Here is an 18,758-nt window from a genome sequence, read left to right on the forward strand (position 1 = left end):
GGAGGGGATAAATATGCAAAGCAAGACCGGGCAAGCCTCTGCCAGACGACCAGCTCAGCGCTCGAATGCTTCGTTTACCAGCAGCGCCTGATAGCGCTCCGGGGTGTCCACATCCTGCAGGATGGCGGCGCTCTGCACCTCGATGAATCGGTGGGGGTGCGCCAGCAGCCAGCGGCGTACCGAACCCTGTGCTGGCGCCGCCGCCAGCGCTGTGGCAAGGGCTCTGGGCAACAGCACGGGGTGGCCTGCCTCCCCCTGATAGGAGGGAAAGAGGGTCTCGTCCCCCCGCGCCTGCCAGAGCGTGCGGTACACCTCGGGGGGGATGCAGGGCAGATCGCCGTGGCTCACGAAGAGGTGATCGCTGCTACAGGCGGCGAGCCCAGCACGGATGGAGCTGCCAAGCCCCTGTGCATAATCATGGTTGTGTACCAGCCGGATACGGGGGTGATTGGCATAGCGGCTGATCAGCTCATCGGCGCGATGCCCCACCACCAGAATGATCCGGTCACACAGCACCAGGGCATTTTTGAGACTCTCATCAAGAATCGTGCTCTGGCGATACGGTAGCATCAATTTCCACGCGCCCATTCGTGATGAGAGCCCGGCCGCCGTAATTAGGCAGTCGCACCGCTCGCGCGAATGCCAGTGCTTCTCACTGACCGCGCCTCTATTTTCATCGGTCGTCACCATGGCTATTTCATCACCCTTTCTGCTCACCTCGCCAAATATCGAGAGTGTATTAAACCCGCTCACCGAAAATATTGATGGGCGTACCACTTTAATTAGTCTTTGCGGCGCCGGGGGGAAAACCAGCACCCTCTTCTGGCTGGCCGACTATTTCCATCAACAGGGCAAGAAGGTGCTGCTCACCAGCAGCACCCGGATGTTTCTGCCCGCCCCCTCCTCTCGGCGCACCCTGCTGATAGAGGCCGACCCCATTCGTCAGCTGACCCGCTGCCAGGCGCTGCCCGATGAACCGATGCAGCTGGTGCTGTTCAGCCACCTCGATCGGGCCAGCGGCAAGGCGGTGGGGCCAAGCCCCCAGCAGATCGATCTGCTCAAGGGGCAGCAACGCTTCGACATCATCCTGGTGGAGGCGGACGGCGCCCATCACAAGTTATTGAAAGCGCCCGCTTTGCACGAACCTTGCATTCCTCAGCACAGTGATTGGGTGATTGCCCTGGTGGGCGGCGCCATGGTGGGCGCCAGCGCCGACCCGGCGCAGATCCACCGCTGGGCCGAGTTCCAGGCCCTGTGCGGGATTGCGGCCGGCGAGCCGCTCGACTGGGCCCTGTTTGATCGGCTCATCGCCCACCCCGAGGGGGCGTTCAAGGGCACCCCGCCCGGGGCGCGCCGGGTCTGGTTTATCAATGGCGATTATCAAAATGAGCAGCAGTGGCTGCCCGCCCTGATAAACCTGCTGCAACGCCACCCCGAGCTCCACGCCATCTGGCAGGGGGCCGTGCGTGAACCCGGCGCCATTCACCATGTTTGCTGTCGGCCTGCCCCCGAAGCCGCGCAGTCGCTGACCCGTTAAGGATGATACGAGGTACCTTATGAATCTGTTTGCACACGCTGCCCGACTGGAGCAGGAGAACACCCCCTTTGCCATGGCCCAGATCATCGAGAGTCGCGGCTCCACCCCGCGCCATCAGGCCCAGATGCTGGTGATGGCCGATGGCCGGATCCTCGGCACCATCGGCGGTGGCATGATAGAGCGGCTGGTGATAGAAGAAGCCGTGGCGGCCATTGCCGAGCGCAAGCCACGCATCTTCCACGGCCGGATGGCCCGCAACGGCGAACATGCGGTGGGCTCGGATTGCGGCGGCGCCATGTCGGTCTATATCGACGTCTACGGCCTGCGCCCCCGCCTGGTACTGATCGGCGCCGGACACGTCAACCGGGCACTGGCCCATGCCGCGGCGCCGCTTGGCTTTGACATCCACGTGGGGGATTGCTTCGAGGGGAGCCTCAGCCCCGATCTCTTCCCGGCCGGCACCCATCTGCAGCAGGGCGACACCATCAGCGCGGTGATCGAGCAGCTTGCCATCGAGCCCGCCAACTTCGTCATCATCGCCACCAACCACCAGGACAAGGAGGCGCTGGATCGGCTGATCAGCCGTCCCCTCGCCTACCTGGGGCTGCTCGCCAGCAAGCGCAAGGTGCAGACCTTCACCCAGGCCCTGCGCCAGCAAGGGGTGAGTCAGGCCCAACTGCAGCGGCTGCACGCCCCCATCGGCTACAACATAGGTGCCGAGACCCCCGAGGAGATCGCCATCAGCATCCTCGCCGAGCTGCTGCAGGTGAAAAACGGTAAATCGGGTGGCCTGATGCAGGATGATGTGCGCCTCAAGCGGGATCAGCTGGTGGTGATGCGCGGCTCCGGCGATATCGCCACCGGGGTGGCGCTGCGCCTCTACCATGCCGGCTTCAAGGTGGTGATGCTGGATCTCGACAAGCCCACGGTGATCCGCCGCACCGTCGCCTTCGCTCAGGGGATGTTCGACGGTGAAACCAGTGTCGAGGGGGTGCGAGCCAAGCGGGTCGAGAGCGTCGAACAGGCGTTCGAGCAGCTGGATCTGGGCATCATTCCGCTGCTGGTTGACCCCGACTGCGCGACCCTTGCCGAGCTCAAGCCCCGCTATCTGGTGGATGCCATCTTGGCCAAGCAGAACCTCGGCACCCACAGGGAGATGGCCCCCATCACGGTGGCCCTCGGCCCGGGCTTCGAGGCGGGGCGCGACTGCGATGCGGTCATCGAGACCAACCGTGGTCACCATCTGGGGCGGGTCATCTATCAGGGCCCCGCCCAGCCCAATACCGGCATTCCCGGGGTGATCGAGGGGCACTCCGCCCGCCGGGTGGTGCGCGCCCCCGTCGCCGGGGTGATGAAGAGCCTGATCAAGCTCGGCGATCTGGTGCAGGAGGGGGATGTAATCGCCCACGTGGGGGACGCCCCCATTATCGCGCCGCTCTCCGGCATGGTGCGGGGGCTGCTCAGCGATGGCATCGAGGTGACCGTCGGCTTCAAGATCGGTGATATCGACCCCAGGGGCGAGCGGGCCGATCCCACTACCGTCTCTGACAAGGCGCGCGCGATCGGCGGCGCCGTGCTGGAAGCCATGATGCATCTGGCCCAGCGCAGATAAGCCAGCGCGCCAACACAAAGGGCCCGCCATGATGACGGGCCCTTTTTATCTCTTCGCCGGCAATCAACTCAGCCGTGCTTGATGCGGGTCTCCCCCGCCACCGACACCAGGGACCGTTTGCCCTTGCGGCTGATGACGATCAAGGCCAGCACGATAAGGCCAATGCCGCTCCCCTCCACCGGTCCCGGGTTTTCACCAAGCAGCCACCAGGAGAGCAGCACGCCGCTGACCGGCACCGCCAGGGTGCTGAGCCCGGCGATCCCCGCCGGCAGCTTTTTCAGCACGAACAGCCAGAGGCTCCAGGCCAGCGCCGTGGCGAAGATGGCGCTATAGGCGAGCGCACCGAACACATAGGGCTGCCAGTCGATGGGTCGCTCCGGCACCAGCGCCGCCACCAATGCCATCACCAAGGTGGCGTAGATCATCTGCCAGGTGGTGAGGGACATCAGATCCACCCCGGGGTGGCGGGCATACATCCGCTTGGCAATGATGGCGCTGATCCCCCAGCAGATGCCGGAGGCAATCCCCAGCAGCGCGCTCTTCATGGAATCCAGGTGTAGCTGCCAGGGCTCGATCACCAACAGCAGGCCGCAGGCGGCCACCCCGACCGCCAGATAGTGCAGCTTGCGCATCCGCTCGCCGAGAAAGAGCGCCGCGAAGATCACCACCCAGAACGGCATGGTGTAGCTCAGAATAGCCACCTTGCCCGCCCCGCCGCTGATCAAAGCCCACTGGGCCAACCCCACCATGCCGCAGGTCTGGAACAGGGCGATGGCGAGGGTATAGCGAAACGGGGTGGGTTTGAGATAACGGCGGCCGCGCAGGCACTGCACCAGCAGCAACACCAGGGATCCGCACAGGCAGCGCAGGGCGGTGAACTCGAACGCCCCCGCGTAGAGCATCACCTGCTTCATCACGATCCAGCTGTAACTCCAGATGGCGGTGAGCAGGACCAATCCCCCCAGCGCCGCCATATTCAACTTGCTATTCATTGTGCTGCCTTGTTGCTGCGGTCGGTACGTCCGCCATTCGGGGCGCCATCTTACTCCTCTGCCGTCCCCCTGCCCACCGCGGATAAGAGCTGGCCGGCCCATGCTTCTCGTCTGCCAATCTCCTGCACCGGCCAACAGAAAGGGGGCCTTGTGCCCCCTGTTTGCAACCATCAAAGGCGAGGCTACAGGCTGATCAGGGTGCCGGTCTTGCCGGCAATGCCATCGGCGGCCTTCTCCAGCAAGGTGATCAGGGATTTGCGCCCCGCCATGGAGGTGGCGAACGAGAGCGCCGCCTCCACCTTGGGCAGCATGGAGCCCTTGGCAAACTGCCCCTGGGCGATAAAGCCGTTGGCATCGGCCACGCTCAGGGTATCGAGCCACTGCACCTCGGGCTTGCCGAAGTTGATGGCTACTTTTTCTACCGCAGTGAGGATGATCAACATGTCGGCATCGATGAGCTCTGCCAGCCTGGCACTGGCCCAATCCTTGTCGATCACCGCGCTGGCACCACGCAGGTGATTGCCTTCGCGCAGCACCGGAATGCCGCCGCCACCGACGGTGATCACCACCTGACCGGCAGCCAGCATGGCAGAGACGGTCTCTTTCTCGATGATGTCGATGGGTTTGGGGGATGCTACCACCCGACGATAGCCACGGCCGGCGTCCTCTTTGAGCCGCTCGCCCTTGGCCATCAGCGCCTCGGCCTCCTCCTTGCTGAAGAAGCCGCCGATGGGCTTGCTCGGGTCGAGGAAAGCGGGATCGTTTTTATCCACCTCCACCTGGGTCACCAGGGTGGCCACCGGCTTGTGGATGCCGTGCACCAGCAGGGCCTCGCGCAGGGCGTTTTGCAGGTCATAACCGATGTAGCCCTGACTCAGGGCCACGCAGACCGACATGGGCAGATGGGGCGCCTTGGGATCGTGGCGGGCCGCCACCTCGAACGCCTGCTGGATCATCCCCACCTGCGGGCCGTTGCCGTGGGTGACCACCACCTCGTGCCCCTGGGCGATCAGGTCGGCAATGGTGCCCGCCGTGCTCTGCACCGCCTTCATCTGCTCGGGCAGGTTGTTGCCCAGCGCATTGCCACCAAGGGCCAGTACGATTCGCTGTTTCATCTTGTTATCTCCCAGTGAGGGGACAAGCCGGCGCGATACCGGCCCACCTTTCGTTGCTCAAATAACCTCGTGACTTTGCGGGATGCGAACTGCTTGTCAGCCTGACACCACAAGGCAAGGCGAGTGCAGCTCTGGTGCCAAGGCCGGATCAAAGGGCGTTCTGGCCAAAAACCGGCCATGACCACGTTGCCCCAGAAACTCGCCATCGCGGGCCACTATCTCGCCGCGACTGAGGGTCATCCTGATCTGGCCGGGGCAATGCATCCCCTCGTAGGGGCTGTAGTCGCCGTTGTCGTGCAACTGTTGATGGGAAATCAGGGTGTCACCACGGGGATCCATGATCACCAGATCGGCGTCAGACCCAAGTTGCAGGTTGCCCTTGCGCGGCCAGAGGCCAAACAGGCGCGCCGGGTTGGCACTGGTGAGCGCCACGAAGCGCGACGGCGAGATGCGCCCCCCCAACACTCCGTGGGCAAACAGCAGCAGCATCCGATTCTCGACCCCGGGCAAGCCGTTGGGACAGCGGCTGAAATCGCCGCCAGAGAGGGTCATGCGCTGGGCGTGAGAGAAGTTGCAGTGATCGGTCGCCACCGTATCGATGTCACCCGCAGCGATGCCAACCCACAGCTTGTCCTGCTCGCTACGTCCGCGCAGCGGCGGACTCAGCAGATAGTCGACCCCGTTCTCCTTGTAATAACACTGCTCATCGAGCAGCAAGTATTGCGGGCAGGTCTCCACCCAGACCGGCTGACCCTGACGGCGCGCCAGTTTCAGATACTCCAGCCCCAAGCCATTGGAGAGATGGACGATATAGAGCGGCGCATTGCCCGCGAGCCCTGCCAGATTGATCATCCGGGCGATGGCCTCGGCTTCGCATTCCAGCGGGCGGCTTTGCGGGTGATACCAGGGCTCACAGTGGCCGGCGGCCAGCAGGGCCGCCCGGCGCGCCGCGATGGCGGCATCGTTCTCGGGGTGGACGGTGGCAAGCGCCCCCACCTCCTTGAGGCGCGCCAGGGCACGCAACACGTCATGGTCCCCCAGCTTGTACTGGTAGGTGAGATAGAGCTTGAAGCTGCTGATCCCCTCCTCCTGCACCATGGCGGCCATCTCGTGGAGGATGGCGTCATCCACATGCTGAACGACACCGTGAAAGCTGTAGTCAATCACCGCCTGTGTGGCGGCATAGTCGTGATAGCAGGCCAGCTGGTGATGCAGGTTGCACCCCGCCGGGCCAAATCCCATGTGATCGACGATGGTGGTGGTGCCCCCACAGGCGGCGGCACGGGTACCGCTGAAAAAGTCATCGCAACTGCGGGCAATCCCCACATCGATGTTGAAGTGGGTGTGGACGTCAATACCGCCCGGCATCACGTAGCAACCGCTGGCATCGATCAGCTCGGTCTCGCCATTGGGCTGGATATCGGTGGCCCGAGTGCGGATCACCCCGTTCTCGATCAGCAGATCCTGACGATATTCACCCTGTGCATCGACCAGCACGCCGTTCTTGATCAGCCGTTTCATCCCACCCCCTCGCACATCCGATTGCGTCAAACAGCAAGGCCCCGCCTGCTAAAGACGGGGCACTGGCCACACAGGCAACAGCCGGGCGGTGATGGCAGTCACCGCCCGGCAGCCCCCTTACTTGTCCAGCTCGGCCAGATAGAGCATGGGGATCACCGCGTACATGGCGGCGCACTTGACCAGATGCTCCTTCCAGGTTTTCTCGTTCGGCGCGTGGGCTTCCGGCTCTTTGCCCGGGCCAAAACCGATCACCGGGATGCCGTGGCGGCCCATGATGGAGACCCCGTTGGTCGAGAAGGTCCACTTGTCCACCACCGGCGCCTTGTTGAACAGCTGGGTGTACGCCTTGGAGAGGGTCTTGACCGTGATGTGATCCTCTTCCACCTTCCAGGTCGGGAAGTAGCACTCGGTCGGGTAGACCAGGCCGGTGTAGGCCGGACGGTCGTACTGGTACATGGAGACCTCGGCGCCGGCGGCTTGCACCGCAGGCAGGGCGCGGATCTCGTCGAGCGCCCCTTGCCAGGTCTCGCCCCAGGTGAGACGACGGTCGATGGAGACGGCGCAGCTGTCCGCCACGGCGCAGCGGCTTGGCGAAGTGAAGAAGATCTCGGAGACGGTCAGGGTGCCCTTGCCGAGGAAGTCGTCATTGCCGAGGTTGTGGCTGAGCGCCTGCAATTCACCGAGGATCGGGCCCATCTTGAAGATGGCGTTGTCACCGCGCTCCGGTGCAGAGCCGTGGCAGCTGACCCCCTGCACCTCGACGCGGATCTCCATGCGGCCACGCTGGCCACGGTAGATCTGGCAGTCGGTCGGTTCGGTACTGACCACGAACTCGGGGCGGATCTTGCTCTGCTCGATGATGTACTGCCAGCACAGACCGTCGCAGTCCTCCTCCTGCACGGTGCCGGTCACCAGCAGGGTGTACTCGTCTTCCAACCCCAGATCCTTGATGATCTTGCCGGCGTAGACCATGGAGGCCATGCCCCCTTCCTGATCGGAGGCGCCACGGCCACCGATGATCTCGTGATCTTCCATCCCTTCATAGGGATCGAAGGTCCAGTTGGCCATGTTGCCGACCCCCACGGTATCGATGTGGGCATCCATGGCGATCAGGTGCGGGCCGTGGCCGATATAACCCAGCACGTTGCCCATGGGGTCGATCTCCACCTTGTCGAAGCCGACCTTCTCCATCTCCTGCTTGATGCGCAGCACCACCTGCTCTTCATCACAGCTCTCGCTCGGGATGGCGATCATGTCGCGCAGGAACTGAGTCATCTCGGCCTTGTACTGGTAGGCCTTCTCCAACACCATTTCAAACGGAATTTGCTTGCTCATTGTGTCTCTCCATAACCAACCTGGGGTGCGGGAGTGCGCCTCCCGCCCGCTACTCGTCATGGCACCCGCCGGGTACCATCCTGTTTCAATTCGTGCCTCTTTCATTTGCAGGCGGGATTACCAGCAGGCAGGGTGCTTGCCTTCCCACACCACTTCCCGGTAATGGGCCACGTCGGTGTCCCCTTCGGTATTGATCACCAGCACCACCGACTGCTCATCGAGCCCCAGCCGGGCCATCAGCGCCGCGCGATCCGGGTGGTGACGCACCGCCGCCAGCACGCCGGTGCCGACCGAACCGGATTCGCCGGAGATGATGCGGGGATCATCGCCAAGGGGGTTGCCGAGCACGCGCATGCCGAGCGCCGATACCTTGTCGTGACAGGAGATGAACTGGGTAGTGCAGCCACGCAGCACAGGCCAGCCGAGGGGATTGGGTTCGCCGCAGGCGAGACCGGCCATGATGGTGCGCATGTCGCCCCCCACGTTGACCATCTCCCCCGCCACGCCGGAGCGATAGATGCAGTCGGCCTGATCCGGTTCGACCACGATACTGTGCAGGTTCTTCGCCCCGAAGCAGTCCACCAGATAGCCGAGCACGCCGCCCGCCAGCGCCCCGACCCCGGCCTGCAGCAGCACGTGGGTGGGCTGCTTGATGCCCATGGCCTGCATCTGCTCGACCGCTTCGTCGGCCAGGGTGGCGTAGCCCTGCATGATCCAGGTCGGGATCTTGGTGTAACCCTCCCAGGCGGTGTCCTGCACTATGTACCAGCCGCGCTCCTCGGCCATCTTCATGGTCAGGCGCACGGTGTCGTCGTAGTTCATGTCGGTGACAATGCACTCGGCCCCCAGCGCCAGGATGTGGTCCACCCGCTCCTGGGCAGAGCCCTTGGGCATGTAGACCACCGCATGCTGACCCACCTGCTTGGCGGCCCAGGCGACGCCACGACCGTGGTTGCCGTCGGTGGTGGTGGCGAAGGTCATCGGCTCCTTGATGGTGCGCTTGATGAGATCGAAGGTGAAATCCTCTACCGCCACCCCGTATTTTTCACAGAGCAGGTTGGCGATGGCATAAACGCCACCCAGCATCTTGAAGGCATTGAGGCCAAAGCGTTTGGACTCATCCTTCACCAGGATGTTCTTCACCCCGATATAGCCGGCGAGCGCTGTCAGATCGCACAGGGGGGTGGGCTCATAACCGGCCAGTTTTTTATGAAAGGCGCGGGCCTTTTGCGCCTGCGCACGGGAAAACAGGGGCAGCGACTCACCGGTAAAGAAACGGTTATCGGCAATCTCCATCTTCAGGGAAAATTGGGACATGAATACCTCACAAAGAGTCATCTCGCCGGGGATCATCGAGTGAAAAGCGCCCCGGGGAGAGAACCCGTGACAATCATTGCGTGATGACGACGGCCGGGCGGGACTTATTTCCCACCCGGCCAGGCCATTATTTGACGCGTTTTTGCGCCTCTTTTATCAAGCCTTCGAGGGCGGCGCCCGGTGCCGAGAATTTACGGGCAACAATCATGGCGGCGATAATATAGGGCTTCCAGCTCGCCTCTTTATAAGTGGCGATCCGGTATTTCTCGAATACCCCTTCACTCACTTCCCCTTCCTTGCAGGAGACGCCGGAAATATCCGCCGGCAGGCAGTGCATATAGAGCGCCTCGCCCCCCTTGGTGAGGGCCATCATCTCTTCGGTGCAGTGCCAATCCTTGTGCTTGGCGTTCTGCGCCAGGCAATGCTGCTCCAGCTCTTTGAGGCCAGCGTGATCGTTGGCCCGCAGCAGCTCGGTGCGCTGCTCCATCACCTGATAGGGTGCCCAGGACTTGGGATAGACGATGTCGGCATCCTTGAACGCCTCTTCCATGGAGGTGACCTGGCGGAAACTGCCGCCGGAGGCCTTGGCATTCTCCTTGGCCACTTCGATCACGTCCGGGATCAGGTCATACCCTTCCGGGTGGGCCAGGGTCACATCCATGCCAAAGCGGGTCATCAGCCCGATGATGCCCTGCGGCACGGAGAGCGGCTTGCCGTAGCTCGGCGAGTAGGCCCAGGTCATGGCAATCTTCTTGCCCTTGAGGTTCTCGAGGCTCCCGAAGTGCTCCTGCAACCAGGCGAGATCAGCCATGGACTGGGTCGGGTGATCAATGTCGCACTGCAGGTTGACCAGCGCCGGGCGCTGGGGCAGCACGCCCTTCTCGAACCCCTCGTCAAGCGCGGCGCCCACTTCACGCATGTAGGCGTTGCCGGCCCCCAGGTACATGTCGTCGCGAATGCCGATGGCATCGGCGCAAAACGAGATCATGTTGGCGGTTTCACGCACCGTCTCGCCGTGGGCAATCTGGGACTTGCCCTCGTCCAGATCCTGCTGGGTCAGGCCGAGCAGGTTGAGGGCGGAGGCGTAGGAGAAACGGGTACGGGTGGAGTTGTCACGAAACACCGAGATGCCAAGACCGGTATTGAACAGCTTGGTGGCGATGTTTTCGGCGCGCAGTCCCTTGAGGGCCTCGGCCAGTTTGAGCACCAGCGCCAGCTCCTGAGGAGTCTGCTCCCAGGTCAGCAGGAAGTCTTTTTCATGCAGGTTGGACTTGAGTTCATTGATCTCTTTGATTAACTGGTTCACTGCTTTCATCGTTAGCCCCAATCTGTTGATGAGAAATGCATTGCTCCCCTTCCACTCACAGGTCACCGAAACAAGGGCCATTGGGTGAGTTCATCGGTCAGCGTCAAATAAGGGCAATCAATAAGCGTGCCAACGCATAAATAAGCGGGGAATAACCAGAAAAGGCGTCTTGAATGTGAGCCGGCGCACAGCCTGAGGCTATATGGCGCCCCGCCAAGGCAGGTGAGCCGGCTTATTTTCAAGCGGATGGCTGCGCGCTGCTGAAATAGCGCGAGAATAGGGTGAAAGAAGGCCAAGCCGGCCCTGATAATTATCAGTCCGGCTATCACCAGAGCCTGCCAATTGATAGAAAGCGGGGCCACATTCTCATAATGATAACGCCGCGATTGTCGGTCGCGGCGCGGTCAAGCGGGGCCGCCAGGCGACCCGCTGCGAAATCAGGCCTGCACGGCGATCTCGTACTTCTTTATCTTGCGATAGAGGGTGGCGATGCCAATCCCGAGCGCCTGGGCGGCCAGCTTCTTGTTGCCAAGGCGCAGCAGGGTCTCCTCTATCATCTGCTTTTCCATGTTCTCCAGCCCGTTTTCGCCAAGTGGCAGCGCCAATACGCGCTCGACCTGGCCGGCCCCCGGCTCTGGCAAGCTTGCCTCTGGCGATGACCAAGGCGCCCCCGTAGCCGATGCCGGGTTGCCAGCGGCATGGCTGAGCGCAGGGTCGGCCAGCACGCCATGGGAATAAGGATAGGGCGAGAGCGGCATGCGCGCAATTTGCGCCGTGCTGCGTGGCGGCTCGTCCGCCCCACTGCGCTGGTTGCGCAGAATATTGGGGGGCAGCAGTATGCTCTCGATCACCTCCCCCGCCTGCACCACGTTCACCAGGTACTCGATAAGGTTGCTGAGCTCGCGCACGTTGCCGGGCCAGCGGTAGCCCTCCAGCAGTGCCATTACCTCCGGGCTCAGCCCCGGATACAGCAGGCCGATGCGGCTGGTGTGCAGGTTGAGGAAGTAGTGGGTCAGCAGCGCCACGTCCCCCTCCCGCTCGCGCAGGGGCGGCAGGTGGATGGGAATGACGTTGAGGCGATAGAAGAGATCCTCGCGAAACTTGCCCTCGGCGATGTACTGCTCCAGATGCTGATGGGTCGCGGCAATGATGCGAATGTCCACCGGCACCGGCCGGCTGGCGCCGATGGGGGTCACCTCCCGCAGCTCCAGCACCCGCAGCAGCTTGGCCTGCATGGTGAGCGGCATGTCCCCTATCTCGTCGAGAAACAGGGTGCCCTGCTGGGCGGCCTGGATCAGCCCTTGCTTGCCGGTATTGGAGGCGCCAGTGAAGGCCCCCTTCACGTAGCCGAACAGCTCGCTCTCGAGCAGCTGCTCGGGGATGGCGGCGCAGTTGATGGCGATGAAGGGCTTGTCGCGGCGAGGGCTGAGCCGGTGAATGGTGCGGGCCACCACCTCCTTGCCGGTGCCGCTCTCGCCGCACACCAGCACGCTGGAGGGACTCAGGGCGATGCGATGGAGCAGCTTTTTCAGGGCCCGCATCGGCTTGCTCTCCCCGATCAGCATGCTGACTCCCTCGTCGGGCTCCAGCGGCGGGTTCGGCGTGCCATGAGACTGGTGAAACGCCATCAGAAACAGCTGCTGGCCCTGCACGTGGTGCAACTGGCCGATGATCAGCTCCTGACGATCCCCCAGGGTGACGATGTGCTGCAGGTGGCCGGTCAACCCCTGCTGGGCAAAGGTGAGCGGGCGCAGCCCTATCTCGCAGCCCAGCAGCGCCTCCTGCTGGCAGTTGAGCTGCTTGAGCGCTACCTCGTTGGCGTAGAGCACCTGACTCTTCTCGTCGAGCAGCAGGCAGCCCTGATCCATGTGATTCATCAGGCTGAGGAAGACCTTGTTGACCCCGTCCGACAGGCCGCGCGAGTCGAGCAGCTTGGCCACGAAGATGCTGGAGATGTGCTGCACATAGTCGCACACCTCCTGCAGGTTGTTGTTGAGACGGGCCTGCTGCTCCGGGTTGAAGGCCACCAGGCTGATCACCCCGATGCAGTTCTCCTCCACCATGATGGGCACCCCGAGAAAGGCCCGCTCCCGGCAGCTCTCCTTGCAGCTGCACCCCTCGCAGACCGGATCCTCGCTGGTGTGGGTGACTATCTTCTCGCGCTGATGCTCGATGACGTAGCGCAACAGGCGGGAGTCCCCCTCCAGTTGGCGACCGAAGAACTTGCCGTAAGGGCCGGTTCCCGCCACCCGCACCATGTTGGCGTCCACGATTTCCACTTCCAGTTGCAGCACGCTGGCCAGCATCTTGGCAAAGCGCAAAATGGTGGGCTGGATCTGCATCAACAAACATTGGTTACTGACGGACATCATGTTAAATCCCCTGGCTCCCACCCCGGGTGGGATTCATGCTGGCCAGATACTATGCCAATTCGACAGCAGCGACTTCGCCGAGGATCACGAAAAGGGAACTTGCACCCGCCCCGCTCCCCGGAGTGAGAGCTGGCGCAGAGTGGGGAAGAGAAAAGCCAAGAAGCAGGCCGCGAACATCATCCGTGTGAACAAAAAATGGTGGGAAAGCCGGCTCAACTGCCCAGATGCAGGGCCAGCCAGACTGCCAACGGGATCACCAGCACCGAGAGCGCATTGCCGCCGAGCACGATACTGGCCACCTTCTCGGGCTGGCACTGGTACTGCTCGCACAACATGTAGTTGAGCACCGCCGGGGGCAGCGCCACCGACAGCATCAGGAGCGGGATCCAGGCCGGTTGCAGCGGCAGCAACCAGACCGCCAGACCCAGGGAGATGCCGCCAGCCAGCAGATAGAGCAGGTTGCACTTGAGGGCGAGCCCCAGGTGATCCAGCTCCCCTTCCATCAGCCGGATGCCGAGGGCAAACAGCATCAGCGGCACCGAGATCTGGCCGAGCAGCGAGGCGCTGGTCACCAGGTACTCGGGCAGCGGAATGTGCAGATTGGCCACCAGCAGGCCCGCCAGGGCGGCCCACAGCACAGGGCTTTTCAGCCAGAGCCAGCGGGAGGTGTTGGCCGAGAGGATGAACATGCCCACCGAGAAGTGGAGCAGGTTGGAGAGCACGAAGAGAATGATGATGGCGCCCAGCTGCTGCTCGCCGAAGGCCAGCACCATCAGCGGAATGCCGAGGTTGCCGGTGTTGCGAAACATGGCGGGCAGGATCAGGGCCGGTCGGCTGATGCTGCTAAGCCTGAGCAGGGAGAGCAGCAGCCCCGGCAGCAGGATCACCAGGGCCCCCGCCGCGATGAGCGACAGATGAGTCATCAGATCCAGCGGGTATTTGACCAGCGCCGAGAACACCAGCGCCGGGGTAAACAGCTCGATATTGGCTCGGTTGACGTAACCCAGCGCGCCGCCCGGACGCAACCTGCCGTAGAGGGCGCCAAGCCCCACCACCGCAAACACCGGAATGACGATATTGAGCAGCGCGCTGAACATGGGCGAGTCCTTTACAGTTCGCGGGCGGGGGTTCCCATCAGCAGCACGGGATCCAGGGTCACTTCCTGGCGGCCGTTGCTCACCCAGAGCTGGCCGTCGGAGATGGTGCAGGTGAGCTGCATGGTGCGCTCCACCATCTCGGTCAGCGGCAGGGTCTGGCTGTCGGAGAGCTCAATCACGGTGAGGTTGTCGTGCAGGCTGAGCTTGCCCTGGTTCTGCTTCCACCAGACGCTGGTGCCACGGCCACCGTAGAGGTAGAGCACCACATGGCGGGAGCGGTTGCACGCCTTCTTGAGACGGCGCTCGTCGGGCTGGCCGAGCTCGATCCAGAGTTCAATCTCGTCGGAATAGTTCTTGCGCCAGAGCTCGGGCTCATCATCGGCAGAGAGGCCCTTGGTGAACTCCAGTCGCTCGGCGGCGTGCCAGGCGAAGGCCGCCAGCCGGATCATCATCCGCTCATCGGTCTCGGAGGGGTGTCGGGCCAGGGTGAGAGAGAAGTCCTGATAGAGATTGCGATCCATGTCGGACAGGCTGAGCTGAGCCTTGAATACGGTTGCCTTGAGAGCCATAGAAAACCTTGAATACCTTGGGAAGCGGGCCGAAACGAAAAACTGCGCGCCAGTGTAATCAAAATCGGCGGCAGGTTCGACCTCAAGCAGCACAGATTTGGCCTGGCTCGCGCAGATAACGGCGTGCCAAGGCTCAAAAAACAAATGCCAGTCCGAAGACTAGCATTTGGCGGTATGAACGAAAGAAGCGGATCACTTCTCGGCGGACTTGACCCCGAAGGCATTGAGCAGCAGGCAGCAGGTCACTGCCACCGCTACAAACCCGCTCAGGAAGATAAAGGGCATGGCCCCGTATCCCAATACAGTCCAGATGGTTTGTTCAAGCAGACTCATTATGTGTCCTTCATCCAGTGAAATGGGTGTCCCTTTCGTGACGGGGTAATTCCCCGTTCCTGATGATGCTATTTGACCCCAACCAGCGCCTGAGTCCTATGCCACCAAAGTAATAAATAGGGGGCTACTTTGCGTTGGATCAACAATTTATCCCTTGCCGAGGAAAAATATGGACGCAATTCAACCCGTTGTCAGCCTGCTGCCCTCTCCTCTCCCATTGCTGCACCAAAAAGAAGGAGGCGACCCCGGGGTCGCCTCCTTGTCGGTTGGCCTGTTGCCGCGAGCGGCGCACCCTCAATAGAAGCGCTGCTGCTCCGCCGCCATCGCCTTGAGACGATCGCAAGGGGCGAAGCGATCGCCATGGCGCTTCTGGTAGTGCTCAAGGCGCGCCACCAGGTGCTCGATGCCAAGGCTGTCCATGTAGCGGAACGGGCCTCCCAGGAACGGCGGGAAGCCGATGCCGAAGATGGCGCCGATGTCGCCATCGCGGGCTGAGGCCACCACGCCGCTGTCGAGCGCCATGGCCGCTTCGTTGAGCATCATCAGCACACAGCGCTCGGCGATCTCCGCCTTGGCCTGTTTGGCCTGGGGGCTGACACCCAAGACGCCATAGACGCTGTCGTCCACCTTCTTCTTGCCCTTGGCGGCTTTGCCGTAGAGGTAGAAGCCCTTGCCGTTCTTGCGCCCCTTGCGATCGTTTTGCAGCAGCTTGTCAAAGGCCGCCGGGGCCTGGAAGCGCTCGCCCCTCAGCTCTTTCTCGAGGATCGGGGAGATCTTGGCCCCCACGTCGATCCCCACCTCGTCCAGCAGGGTGATGGGGCCCACCGGGAAGCCGAAATCGAGCAGGGCACCGTCCAGCACCTCCACCGGCTCCCCTTCCAGCACCAGGCGCGCAGCCTCGTTCATGTAAGGAGCCAGGATGCGGTTGACGTAGAAGCCCGCCTCGTCCTTGACCACGATGGGGGTCTTGCCCTGAGCGCGAGCAAAGGCCAGGGTGGTGGCAACCGTCTCGGCACTGGTGCCGGCGTGGGGGATGATCTCAGCCAGCGGCATCTTGTCCACCGGGCTGAAGTAGTGCAGCCCCACCACCCGCTCCGGGTGTGCCGCCGCCGAGGCGATCTGGTGGATAGGCAGGGAGGAGGTGTTGGAGGCAAACACTGTGTGCTCGCCGCACTCGCGCTCCACATCCTTCACCATCTGGTGTTTGAGGGCGAGATCTTCGAACACGGCTTCCACCACCATGTCGACCCGATGGAAACCGGAATAGTCGAGGGTGCCGGTGAGCAGGCTCATCTGCTTCTCAAGCTCGCTGCGCAGGATGTGACGACGCTTGAGCTTCTTGGCCAGGATGTCGTAGCTGTAGCGCATGGCGTTGCCAATGCCGGCACTGGCCACGTCCTTGATCCGTACCGGTACGCCCGCCTTGGTGGCGGTGACAAAAGCGATGCCGCCCCCCATCAGACCGCCGCCCAGCACGGCGGCATGACCCACCTTGCGCGGCTCGGCCCCCTGATAGGTGACCTCCTTCTTCATCTCGGTGGTGGCGAAGAAGATGGAGCGCAGGGCGGCGGATTCGCTGGTCATCACCAGCTCGCCAAAGTGGCGGGATTCGGCGGCAAGACCGGCCTGCATCCCCTCTTCCACCCCGATGCGCACCACCTCCAGGATCAGTTCAGGGGCCGGGTAGTTGCCGCGGGTCTTCGCCTTCACCCCCTTGCGGGCCTGATCGAACAATACCTTGCGGCCGAGCTTGTTGGTCTCCAGCAGTTTGCCCTGCAGATCCCGCTTCAGCTCGTGACGGGGCTTGCCCTTCTTGGCCAGCTTGATGGCGGCCTCCAGCAGGATGGAGGGGGGCACCACATCGTCCACCAGACCCAGTTTCCTGGCCTGCTTGGCCCGCACCTGCTTGCCGGTCAACATCAGATCGAGCGCCTTGGCCACCCCGATGAGGCGCGGCAGACGCTGGGTCCCGCCGGAACCCGGCAGCAAGCCCAGTTGCACCTCGGGCAGGCCGAGCACCGTCTTGCCGTGATCGGTGACCACCCGACCATGACAGGCCAGCGCCAGCTCCAGCCCGCCGCCGAGGCAGGGGCCGTGGATGGCGGCGATCACCGGAATGGGCAGCGACTCGATCTCGGCGAAGATCACCTGCCCTTCCCGCGACAGCGTCTCGGCATCCTTGGCGCTGGTGCAGGCCGCCAGCATGCTGATGTCGGCGCCGGCGATGAAGGAGTCCTTCTTGCCGGAGACCACCACCAGGCCGATCAGCTCTTTATTGGCTTTCACCTCGGCCAGCACCGTGCGGATCTCGTCCACGAAGGCGGCGTTCAGGGTATTCATGCTCTCGCCCGGCACATCCATGGTGAGAATGCCGATGCCATCCTGGCGCACCGCTAGGGAAAAAGTCTTCTCGCTCATCACTCTACCTCCAACACCATGGCCACGCCGAGACCGCCCGCCGCACAGGCGGTGTTCAGCCCCAATCCTCCCCCCCGACGCCGCAGCTCGTGCAGGGTCTGGGTGATCATGCGCGCACCGGTCGCGGCAAAGGGGTGACCATAGGCCAGCGAGCCACCGAGGACGTTGAATTTATCCATGTCCACTTCGCCGATGGCCTGATCACGGCCCAGCTTGCTCTGGGCAAACTCGTGGCTGGCAAACATCTTGAGGTTGGCCAGTGTCTGGGAGGCAAAGGCTTCGTGCATGTCGATCAGGGTCAAATCGGCCAGCGTGATACCGGCGCGGTCCAGCGCCAGCGGGGTGGCGTAGGAGGGGCCCATCAGCATGTCCTGCCAGACGTCGATGGCAGAAAACGCGAAGCTGCGGATATAGCCGAGCGGCTCGAGACCGAGCTCGCGGGCCCGACCTTCCCGCATCAGCAACACGGCGGCGGCGCCGTCGGTGAGCGGGGTGGCGTTGGCGGCGGTGACGGAGCCGTGCAGCCGGTCAAACACCGGCTTGAGCTTGGCGTAGCTCGCCAGATCCGAGCTTTCGCGGATGTTGTTGTCTCGCTCCAGCGGCGCCTTGTAGGGAGGCACATGGGCGGTGAACACCTCGCCACTCAACTTGCCATCGGCCCAGGCCTGGGCGGCCAGGGTGTGTGAGCGGTGCGCCAGCGCATCTTGCGCCTCGCGGCTGATCTGGTGACTCTTGGCCATCTGCTCGGCGGTCTGGCCCATGGAGAGACCGGTGGAGTACTCGGCCACGGCGGGCGGCACCGGCAGCAGATCCTTGACCCGCAACTGGCGCAGGATATTGAAACGCTGCTGCAGATTGCGCGCCTTGTTGAGATCCACCAGGGCGCGGGCCAGCTTCTTGCTCACCCCGATGGGCAGCACGGAGGAGGAGTCGGCACCGCCGGCGATGGCGATGTCCACCGTGCCGGCCATGATGGATTCGGTGACGTTGGCGACGGCCTGGAAACTGGTGGCGCAGGCGCGCGACACGCTATAGGCATCGGTGCTGACGCTCATGCCGGTGCCAAGCACGATCTCGCGGGCGATGTTGGGGGCTTCCGGCATCTGTACCACCTGGCCGAACACCAGCTGGTCGATGAGCTTGGGATCGAGATCGGTGCGAGCGAGCATCTCGCTCACCACCAGCTTGCCCAGATCCACCGCAGGCACGCCGTGAAAGGCGGTGGCCTGCTTGG

The 18,758-nt window shown here is 63.1% G+C and carries 15 protein-coding genes; 2 read left to right on the forward strand and 13 right to left on the reverse strand.

All coding sequences use genetic code 11. From position 1 onward, the window contains the following. Nucleotides 1–54 precede the first annotated feature (54 nt). Nucleotides 55–690: a molybdenum cofactor cytidylyltransferase gene (gene mocA, locus CAK78_RS11050; RefSeq protein ID WP_094697294.1), complete on the reverse strand. Its 636-nt coding sequence runs from the start codon at nt 688–690 to the stop codon at nt 55–57. Here mocA and yqeC point away from each other — a divergent pair. Further along, nucleotides 689–1,537, forward strand: a complete 849-nt coding sequence (gene yqeC, locus CAK78_RS11055; protein WP_094697295.1) for a selenium cofactor biosynthesis protein YqeC — start codon at nt 689–691, stop codon at nt 1,535–1,537. The genes mocA and yqeC overlap by 2 nt on opposite strands. A gap of 19 nt (nt 1,538–1,556) precedes the next feature. Continuing rightward, a complete protein-coding gene (gene yqeB, locus CAK78_RS11060) occupies nt 1,557–3,149 on the forward strand; it encodes a selenium-dependent molybdenum cofactor biosynthesis protein YqeB (protein ID WP_094697296.1) in 1,593 nt (530 codons plus the stop codon). Nucleotides 3,150–3,217: 68 nt separating this feature from the next. Here the strand turns inward: yqeB and CAK78_RS11065 are convergent, their stop codons facing one another. From CAK78_RS11065 to fadI, 12 genes are all read right to left on the reverse strand, one after another. After that, nucleotides 3,218–4,141: a DMT family transporter gene (locus tag CAK78_RS11065; RefSeq protein ID WP_094697297.1), complete on the reverse strand. Its 924-nt coding sequence runs from the start codon at nt 4,139–4,141 to the stop codon at nt 3,218–3,220. 182 nt (nt 4,142–4,323) lie between these two features. Beyond that, the gene (gene arcC / locus CAK78_RS11070) at nt 4,324–5,256 is read right to left on the reverse strand and encodes a carbamate kinase (RefSeq protein WP_094697298.1); all 933 of its coding nucleotides are present in this window, start codon (nt 5,254–5,256) and stop codon (nt 4,324–4,326) included. A 96-nt stretch (nt 5,257–5,352) separates the two neighbouring features. Beyond that, complete coding sequence (hydA, locus tag CAK78_RS11075) at nt 5,353–6,777, reverse strand: dihydropyrimidinase (RefSeq protein ID WP_094697299.1); 1,425 nt, start codon at nt 6,775–6,777, stop codon at nt 5,353–5,355. Nucleotides 6,778–6,894: 117 nt separating this feature from the next. Further along, entirely contained in the window at nt 6,895–8,112 is a 1,218-nt protein-coding gene (locus CAK78_RS11080; RefSeq protein WP_094697300.1) for a YgeY family selenium metabolism-linked hydrolase, read from the reverse strand. A gap of 117 nt (nt 8,113–8,229) precedes the next feature. After that, nucleotides 8,230–9,429: a diaminopropionate ammonia-lyase gene (dpaL, locus tag CAK78_RS11085; RefSeq protein ID WP_094697301.1), complete on the reverse strand. Its 1,200-nt coding sequence runs from the start codon at nt 9,427–9,429 to the stop codon at nt 8,230–8,232. Nucleotides 9,430–9,556: 127 nt separating this feature from the next. Next, entirely contained in the window at nt 9,557–10,744 is a 1,188-nt protein-coding gene (ygeW, locus tag CAK78_RS11090; protein WP_011706019.1) for a knotted carbamoyltransferase YgeW, read from the reverse strand. A 428-nt stretch (nt 10,745–11,172) separates the two neighbouring features. Continuing rightward, nucleotides 11,173–13,107: a sigma 54-interacting transcriptional regulator gene (locus CAK78_RS11095; RefSeq protein WP_094697302.1), complete on the reverse strand. Its 1,935-nt coding sequence runs from the start codon at nt 13,105–13,107 to the stop codon at nt 11,173–11,175. A gap of 212 nt (nt 13,108–13,319) precedes the next feature. Then, on the reverse strand, nt 13,320–14,204 hold the full coding sequence (locus tag CAK78_RS11105) for an AEC family transporter (protein WP_094697303.1): 885 nt from the start codon (nt 14,202–14,204) through the stop codon (nt 13,320–13,322). Between the two features lie 11 nt (nt 14,205–14,215). Further along, on the reverse strand, nt 14,216–14,773 hold the full coding sequence (locus tag CAK78_RS11110) for a YaeQ family protein (RefSeq protein WP_010633897.1): 558 nt from the start codon (nt 14,771–14,773) through the stop codon (nt 14,216–14,218). A gap of 192 nt (nt 14,774–14,965) precedes the next feature. After that, on the reverse strand, nt 14,966–15,106 hold the full coding sequence (locus tag CAK78_RS11115; protein WP_005301193.1) for a TIGR02808 family protein: 141 nt from the start codon (nt 15,104–15,106) through the stop codon (nt 14,966–14,968). A gap of 294 nt (nt 15,107–15,400) precedes the next feature. Then, the gene (gene fadJ, locus CAK78_RS11120) at nt 15,401–17,524 is read right to left on the reverse strand and encodes a fatty acid oxidation complex subunit alpha FadJ (protein ID WP_094697304.1); all 2,124 of its coding nucleotides are present in this window, start codon (nt 17,522–17,524) and stop codon (nt 15,401–15,403) included. Further along, on the reverse strand, nt 17,524–18,758 hold a 1,235-nt coding region (gene fadI / locus CAK78_RS11125; RefSeq protein ID WP_094697332.1), incomplete at its 5' end, for an acetyl-CoA C-acyltransferase FadI. The genes fadI and fadJ, both read right to left, overlap by 1 nt.

The organism is Aeromonas sp. A35_P (assembly GCF_002259925.1).
In the GTDB taxonomy this organism is placed as follows: Bacteria; Pseudomonadota; Gammaproteobacteria; order Enterobacterales; family Aeromonadaceae; genus Aeromonas; species Aeromonas dhakensis.

Excerpts from the sequence above, each read along its gene's own strand:
- yqeC (WP_094697295.1), top strand. The coding sequence starts at position 689 with ATGGCTATTTCATCACCCTTTCTGCTCACCTCGCCAAATATCGAGAGT.
- mocA (WP_094697294.1), bottom strand. The coding sequence starts at position 690 with ATGGTGACGACCGATGAAAATAGAGGCGCGGTCAGTGAGAAGCACTGG.
- yqeB (WP_094697296.1), top strand. The coding sequence starts at position 1,557 with ATGAATCTGTTTGCACACGCTGCCCGACTGGAGCAGGAGAACACCCCC.
- CAK78_RS11065 (WP_094697297.1), bottom strand. The coding sequence starts at position 4,141 with ATGAATAGCAAGTTGAATATGGCGGCGCTGGGGGGATTGGTCCTGCTC.
- arcC (WP_094697298.1), bottom strand. The coding sequence starts at position 5,256 with ATGAAACAGCGAATCGTACTGGCCCTTGGTGGCAATGCGCTGGGCAAC.
- hydA (WP_094697299.1), bottom strand. The coding sequence starts at position 6,777 with ATGAAACGGCTGATCAAGAACGGCGTGCTGGTCGATGCACAGGGTGAA.
- CAK78_RS11080 (WP_094697300.1), bottom strand. The coding sequence starts at position 8,112 with ATGAGCAAGCAAATTCCGTTTGAAATGGTGTTGGAGAAGGCCTACCAG.
- dpaL (WP_094697301.1), bottom strand. The coding sequence starts at position 9,429 with ATGTCCCAATTTTCCCTGAAGATGGAGATTGCCGATAACCGTTTCTTT.
- ygeW (WP_011706019.1), bottom strand. The coding sequence starts at position 10,744 with ATGAAAGCAGTGAACCAGTTAATCAAAGAGATCAATGAACTCAAGTCC.
- CAK78_RS11095 (WP_094697302.1), bottom strand. The coding sequence starts at position 13,107 with ATGATGTCCGTCAGTAACCAATGTTTGTTGATGCAGATCCAGCCCACC.
- CAK78_RS11105 (WP_094697303.1), bottom strand. The coding sequence starts at position 14,204 with ATGTTCAGCGCGCTGCTCAATATCGTCATTCCGGTGTTTGCGGTGGTG.
- CAK78_RS11110 (WP_010633897.1), bottom strand. The coding sequence starts at position 14,773 with ATGGCTCTCAAGGCAACCGTATTCAAGGCTCAGCTCAGCCTGTCCGAC.
- CAK78_RS11115 (WP_005301193.1), bottom strand. The coding sequence starts at position 15,106 with ATGAGTCTGCTTGAACAAACCATCTGGACTGTATTGGGATACGGGGCC.
- fadJ (WP_094697304.1), bottom strand. The coding sequence starts at position 17,524 with ATGAGCGAGAAGACTTTTTCCCTAGCGGTGCGCCAGGATGGCATCGGC.